Below are 6,000 nucleotides of genomic sequence, written 5' to 3'. Positions count from 1 at the left end.
GGGACTGCTGCACGGATAGGTGACATCTGAACTGTGGTGCCGTGAGGCACTGCTGGAAGGATGGACCCCGTGCCCAAGCCCTATCCGAAAGAGTTCCGCGACGACGTCGTCCGTGTGGCCCGCAACCGCGAACCGGGCCAGCACCTGCGGCAGATCGCCGCGGACTTCGGCATCAGCGAATCGTGCCTGACCAACTGGATGCGCGCCGCCGACGTCGAGGACGGCATCACACCCGGCACCACTGCCGGTGAAAGCGCCGAGCTGCGGGAAGCACGTAAACGCATCCGGCTGCTCGAGCAGGAGAACGAGGTGCTCCGCCGGGCTGCCACGTATCTGTCGCAGGCGAATCTTCCGGGAAAAGGCTCTACCCGCTCGTGAAACAGCTCGCCGCGGACGGGATCCCCGTCGCGGTGTCGTGCCGGGTCCTCGAGCTCGCCCGCCAGCCCTACTACCGATGGCTCGCCGACCCGGTCACCGACGCCGAACTCGAGGAAGCGTATCGGGCGAATGCCCTGTTCGACGCCCATCGCGAGGACCCGGAGTTCGGCTACCGATTCCTCGCCGACGAGGCCTGCGATGCCGGTGAGCGGATGTCGGACCGCACGGCCTGGCGGATCTGCTCCGAGAACCGGTGGTGGAGTTCCTTCGGCAAGAAACGTGGCTCGAAGAGCGGCCGTTCCGGGCCACCGGTGCACGACGATCTCGTCGGCCGCATTTTCACCGCGGAGGCTCCGAACCGGTTGTGGCTCACCGATATCACGGAGCATCGCACCGAGGAGGGCAAGCTCTACTTGTGTGCGGTCAAGGACGTCTACTCGAACCGGATCGTCGGCTACTCGATCAGTGATCGGATGAAGTCCCGGCTTGCCGTCGCCGCCCTCGAATCCGCAGTAGCACGGCGGGACTCGGTCGCCGGGTGTGTGGTCCACTCCGATCGTGGGTCGCAATTTCGTAGCCGGAAATTCGTCCGAGCCCTCGCCCGCCACGATCTGGTCGGATCGATGGGCCGGGTCGGTGCGGCCGGCGACAACGCCGCGATGGAGTCCTTCTTCGCGCTCCTACAGAAAAATGTCCTCGACCGGCAGCGTTGGGCCACACGCGAGCAGCTACGCATTGCGATCGTGACCTGGATCGAGCGGACCTATCACCGCCGGCGACGTCAGCTCAGGCTCGGCAGATTGACGCCTGTCGAGTTCGAGACGATCATGACCACACCAGCCGCACAGGCTGCGTGACCGAAACTGTCACCCGATCGTGCAGCAGTCCCGACGGCCGCGATATGAGCCGCGCACGCGAGCGCCACTGGCAGACCCTGCGCGGCCGCACCGTCGGCTTCGCCCCGCAATCAGCCGCTGCCTCGTTCACCCCCACCCGCACGATCGGCCGGCAACTGACGGAAACCATCTCAGCATTGGACACGGCCACAACCGTCGAAGCGCTACTCGGGCACGTTGGCCTGCCACCGCACCTTCAACACTCGTATCCGCACGAACTGTCCGGGGGCATGGCGCAGCGAATTGGGTTGGCGGTAGCACTGTGCGCCGACCCGCCACTGCTCCTCGCAGACGAACCCACAGCCGGACTCGACCCGCAGGCCACCGCACATGTACTACGGCTGTTACGCGCCCATGCCGACCGCGGCGCCGCAGTACTACTGATCACCCACGACCTGCAGGCACTCGAAAACCTGGGAGTAGCTGACGACATCGCGGTCATGTACGCCGGCCGAATCGTTGAAGCCGGCCCCGCAACAACGGTACTCAACCAGCCAAGCCACGACTACAGCCGCGCGTTACTCGCAGCCCTCCCCTCGCGAGGACTGCACCCCATCCCGGGACTACCGCCGGAGTTGACCAACCTCGATCCGACCTACACCTTCGCCGACCGCGCAGCGACCGGAAGGCCCACGCAATGACCCTCACCGCATCCAACATCACCTGCGGATACGACACGTCCCCACAGCGGATCCTCCACGACGTCAGCATTACGCTTACCCCCGACCGCATCGTCGGCCTCACCGGTCCCTCCGGCAGCGGAAGAACAACCCTCGCACGGATCCTCGCCGGGTTACACATTCCCGACTCTGGCACCGTCACCTGCGACGGACAGCCCATCATCACCCGGCGTGGCCGCATGTCGGGAGCGATCGGACTCTTGCACCAATCACCCCGCGCCGCGACAAATCCACGGCTGACACTGGCGCAGATCATCTCCGAACCCCTACGCAGCGGTCCCCACCACATGGTGATCGAACTAGCCCAGCGCGTCGGCCTCACCGCGGACCTCCTCGACCGCACACCCGTGCAGGTCTCCGACGGACAACTCCAACGAGCTTGCCTCGCTCGTGCGTTGGCCGCCCGCCCCGCCTACCTGCTGTGCGACGAAGCAACAGCGATGCTCGACCCCGCAACCACCGCAACCCTCACCCACGTGCTGTCCACCTACGCCAACACGGGAGCGGGCCTCCTTGCGATCAGCCATGACCAAGCACTGCTCGACGCCTGGGCAGACACCCGCGTAGACATCACCGACTTGCACCCACATCCTGTGTGAAGCACAGCGGCTCGCTGCGTCCAGGCACGATCCCAACGATCCACAAAAGGGAAAACTTAACCTTGCCAACCATGGTGCTCAGGATCCACACGCGTGGTGCCGCAACCCAGTCCGGCGGAATCGATGCTTGCGGTCAAGAAACCCGCACAGAAGGACATCCCTCCCATGACGCTCCTCGACGACCGCATTCGAAGTGACAGCGACCGCGCACGAGAGTACGTACCAGGTGGCTGACTGCGGCCTTCTGGATCATTACGTTTTTGTTCGCATACCATTCCTTGGGTTCTTCGGCTGGTGGCCATCGGTGGCGTACTTCGGTGCAGGGCTTGGGCTTGTCTCTGTGGTGGAAGCGGCGTCATCACAGTCGGTATGCGATCGTGTTCGGTTCGAGCTGCGCAGTGCTGGTAGTCATGGCGCTGACAATGATCGGGTGGGGCGCTCTTTGTCAGCGTCTCGGTTCCGGTCGACAGCGTCGGACCGCGGAGGGTTGTTTGCGGCTCCGTGATTAGTCCGGTGCCCGCTGACGAACTGAAGGTCACGATTGCCGGATCGGTGGAGTTGGTGGGGCAGTCTCGTCCGATTCCATAGGAGCTGGAGCGGGTGTGTTCGGACAGGCTCCACTCTCGCGGTAGTCGAGCAGCAGGCTGGACTTTGATCGGTCTGTTCGTTGCCGTGCGTGCTGCTGGGCACTTCGCTCTGCTCCGAAATTCCTCGACCGCTTAATGCCTTTCGAGTTCGTCCCGAGCGGAGAGGGCTCGGTCGGCCCTCATTACTGGACCTGGTGAGGTTCCCTCGAAGGGACGCGATCCGACCCGGGGATTGGCTACTCCCAGTACGGTGGCTCGCGTGCTGGATCGTCGAGTACTGCGTCGATTCGCTGGTCGACCAAAATGCGCTCGATTGCGTCCGCGCCGGCGCCGATCGTAGCGAAGTGCGGATCGACATCGTTGGTGATGCACCAGGCACGGTCTGCTGGCCAGATGAAGGCGGGATCAGGCGAGTCGCCATACGGCCACCGCGCAGGGTCATCGCTATTCCAGTGTGCGTAGTCCGCCAGCGTGCCGCGGAACAACCAGTAGACGCGATTGGGAATCGCAAAATTGGGGGCCGAGCGGATGGTGGTGGTGTCCCACCCTTCCCACAGGCAGAAGTAACACTCGTCTGGTGTGGTCGTGTATCGAGACAGAACTTGCAGTGCCACGGCGATCTGATCCTTCTCCGACAATGCGTTCTGATCGAAATCGACGTCACTCGTCTTCTGCCCAGGAAAGCTCGGATCGGGGATGAACCTCACCCGCGCATAGCTCGAATATCCGACTGGGCCGCGACCTGCCAATCGGTACCACGGAAGTCTCTGCTCGACGAGCCAATCGGCGGCCGATGCATCGTGGCACAGTTCGAAACTCACCCAGCCAGTATCTACGTGGTCGGCCCGCGCCGGCCCCGCGCGACCCCGACAGCAGTGTCTTGTGTGGCGATCGTCCAACAGGAGACCACTCGCGCCCCCGATCTGCTCCAATGAGTCGGAGACCGTAGGAACGCTCCATAGCAGCCGGGACCGGGCCTCACGACGGTGTCCCCCACGCCCGTCGCCGGAAACCCGCAATTGTCAGACACGACCTAGTAGTACTTTGTTAGGTTCACCACTTCTTGTTGCGGGGCCTCGAGTTTCGGCGGGATGTCCGAGACGATGACCGGGTGGATGCCGCAGCCCTGATCGATGTCGGTGAACGTCTCGACGTGTTCGTCGACGAGGTGTTCTCCTCGCTCAAACGCAAGGACCAGCGAGCAACGGCAGGGGTATATGCGCGGGGATTGATGCTCGACGGGCGCCGCAAGTCGATGCAACCGATGGCCGACCGGCTCGGGATCGATCACCAACGCCTGCAGCAGTTCGTCACCACCTCACCATGGGATCCGGTACCGGTCCGGAAAACGCTGTCCCGCAGGGCGTGTGATCTGATCGTCCCGGATGCGTGGGTGATCGACGACACCGGATTCGCCAAGGACGGCGACGCCTCCCCATGCGTGGCCCGGCAGTATTCGGGCACCTTGGGCAAGGTCGGGAACTGCCAGGTCGCGGTCAGTGTGCACGCCGCCACCGATTCCGCGTCCGCGCCGTTGGATTGGCGGCTGTATCTGCCCGAGAGCTGGGACGATCAGCGGTGCGACGATCCGGAGACGGCCGCGGTGATCACCGCTCGCCGGCGACGCAATGCGATCCCGGACGAGGAGCGGTACCGCTCCAAGGCGGTCATGGCTCTCGAGATGCTCGACGAGCTGATCTCGTGGGGCCGGACCCCGCCGGTGATCGTCGCCGACGCCGGCTACGGTGACTCGGCCACCTTCCGTCAGGGTCTGACCGACCGCGACCTGGTCTACGTCGTGGCGGTCAAGGGCGCGACCCTCGCCCACCCGGGTGATGCGGTGCCGGTCGCCGCCGCGTATTCCGGGCGCGGGCGGCCGCCGACCCGGCGCTACCCGGCGGCGGTGACCTGCAAAGATCTCGTCTTGGGGACAGGCGTCGAAGCACTGACCGAGATCAACTGGCGCTGCGGCACCAAGACCGGCCCGGCCAATCCGGCCGCGGCGATGCGCTCACGCTTCGTGGCGCTGCGCATACGCCCGGCCAACCGCACGATTCCCCGCGATGAGGACGGTGTGCTGCCGCAGGCCTGGCTGCTCGCCGAATGGCCGATCGGAACGGCCGCCCCTACCGACTTCTGGCTCGCCACCCTGCCTGATGACACCCCGCTGTCGGAGTTGGTGCGCCTGGCCAAGATCCGTTGGCGCATCGAACACGACTACCGGGAACTGAAAACCGGTCTCGGACTCGATCATTTCGAAGGGCGTTCCTGGCTCGGCTGGCACCATCACGTCACCCTCGTCACCGCCGCGCACCTGTTCCTGACGTCACTGCGACTGACCGACCCAAAAGCGACCGGGCGGGACTGACCCTCTACGGCATCGTGCGCGAACTCCAACGCGCACTGGCCTATTGGATCGGTACCTGCCCGACCTGCCACCACACCTTCCCGACCTAACAAAGTCCTACTAGTCGGTACCCGACATGACACGAGGACAGCAGTGGGACGCCCCGGCTTCGGAGGTCGGGCGATCCGTCATCCCCATACCCGCCGAGCGTCTGCCTCATCCACGATATCTTGAGCTTCACCACCAGATCGGTGGATGGAGGATAAGGGCCTTAACTATCCACGTTTTCCCAGGTGGGATCGCGTTTTCCTTGTGTCCGACACACGGTCTCGCTCCGCTCACCGAGAAAGCGCGTTAAGCGTCCGGCGCCTCGGGAAGCTCGACCTCGAGATTCTGTGCCTACTCGTGGCCGGTGCGTGCGCGATCGAGAATCTTTACGGGGTGCAGTCCGCTACTCAACTCCTTGTCAAGCAGGTCGAGAAAGTCACGCCCGGGTCGCTGGATACTCGCGGA

5 protein-coding genes are annotated in these 6,000 nt (G+C 64.3%); 4 read left to right on the top strand and 1 reads right to left on the bottom strand.

Going from position 1 to position 6,000, the window contains the following annotated elements:
- Positions 1 to 69 precede the first annotated feature (69 nt).
- From A5767_RS04700 to A5767_RS04690, 3 genes are all read left to right on the top strand, one after another.
- Positions 70 to 1,235 (top strand): IS3 family transposase gene (locus A5767_RS04700; RefSeq protein ID WP_156665121.1). Its coding sequence is split into 2 segments (ribosomal slippage): positions 70 to 342 and positions 345 to 1,235, totalling 1,164 coding nucleotides; the frame shifts between segments, so codons are not numbered across the junction.
- Between the two features lie 44 nt (positions 1,236 to 1,279).
- Positions 1,280 to 1,915: an ATP-binding cassette domain-containing protein gene (locus A5767_RS04695; protein ID WP_064851793.1), complete on the top strand. Its 636-nt coding sequence runs from the start codon at positions 1,280 to 1,282 to the stop codon at positions 1,913 to 1,915.
- Complete coding sequence (locus A5767_RS04690; protein WP_064851792.1) at positions 1,912 to 2,553, top strand: ABC transporter ATP-binding protein; 642 nt, start codon at positions 1,912 to 1,914, stop codon at positions 2,551 to 2,553. The genes A5767_RS04695 and A5767_RS04690 overlap by 4 nt, the downstream gene beginning before the upstream one ends.
- A gap of 823 nt (positions 2,554 to 3,376) precedes the next feature.
- On the opposite strand, the gene A5767_RS04685 is transcribed toward A5767_RS04690, so the two are convergent.
- Positions 3,377 to 3,961: a hypothetical protein gene (locus A5767_RS04685; RefSeq protein WP_064851791.1), complete on the bottom strand. Its 585-nt coding sequence runs from the start codon at positions 3,959 to 3,961 to the stop codon at positions 3,377 to 3,379.
- A gap of 290 nt (positions 3,962 to 4,251) precedes the next feature.
- Here A5767_RS04685 and A5767_RS04680 point away from each other — a divergent pair, with 290 nt between their 5' ends.
- Entirely contained in the window at positions 4,252 to 5,508 is a 1,257-nt protein-coding gene (locus A5767_RS04680; RefSeq protein WP_064851790.1) for an IS701 family transposase, read from the top strand.
- Positions 5,509 to 6,000 lie beyond the last annotated feature (492 nt).

It is taken from the genome of Rhodococcus sp. 852002-51564_SCH6189132-a (assembly GCF_001665495.1).
GTDB classification, from domain to species: Bacteria; Actinomycetota; Actinomycetes; order Mycobacteriales; family Mycobacteriaceae; genus Rhodococcus; species Rhodococcus pyridinivorans.
The sequence above is the reverse complement of the archived record's forward strand: the minus strand, read 5'-3'. Positions and strand labels throughout refer to the sequence as shown.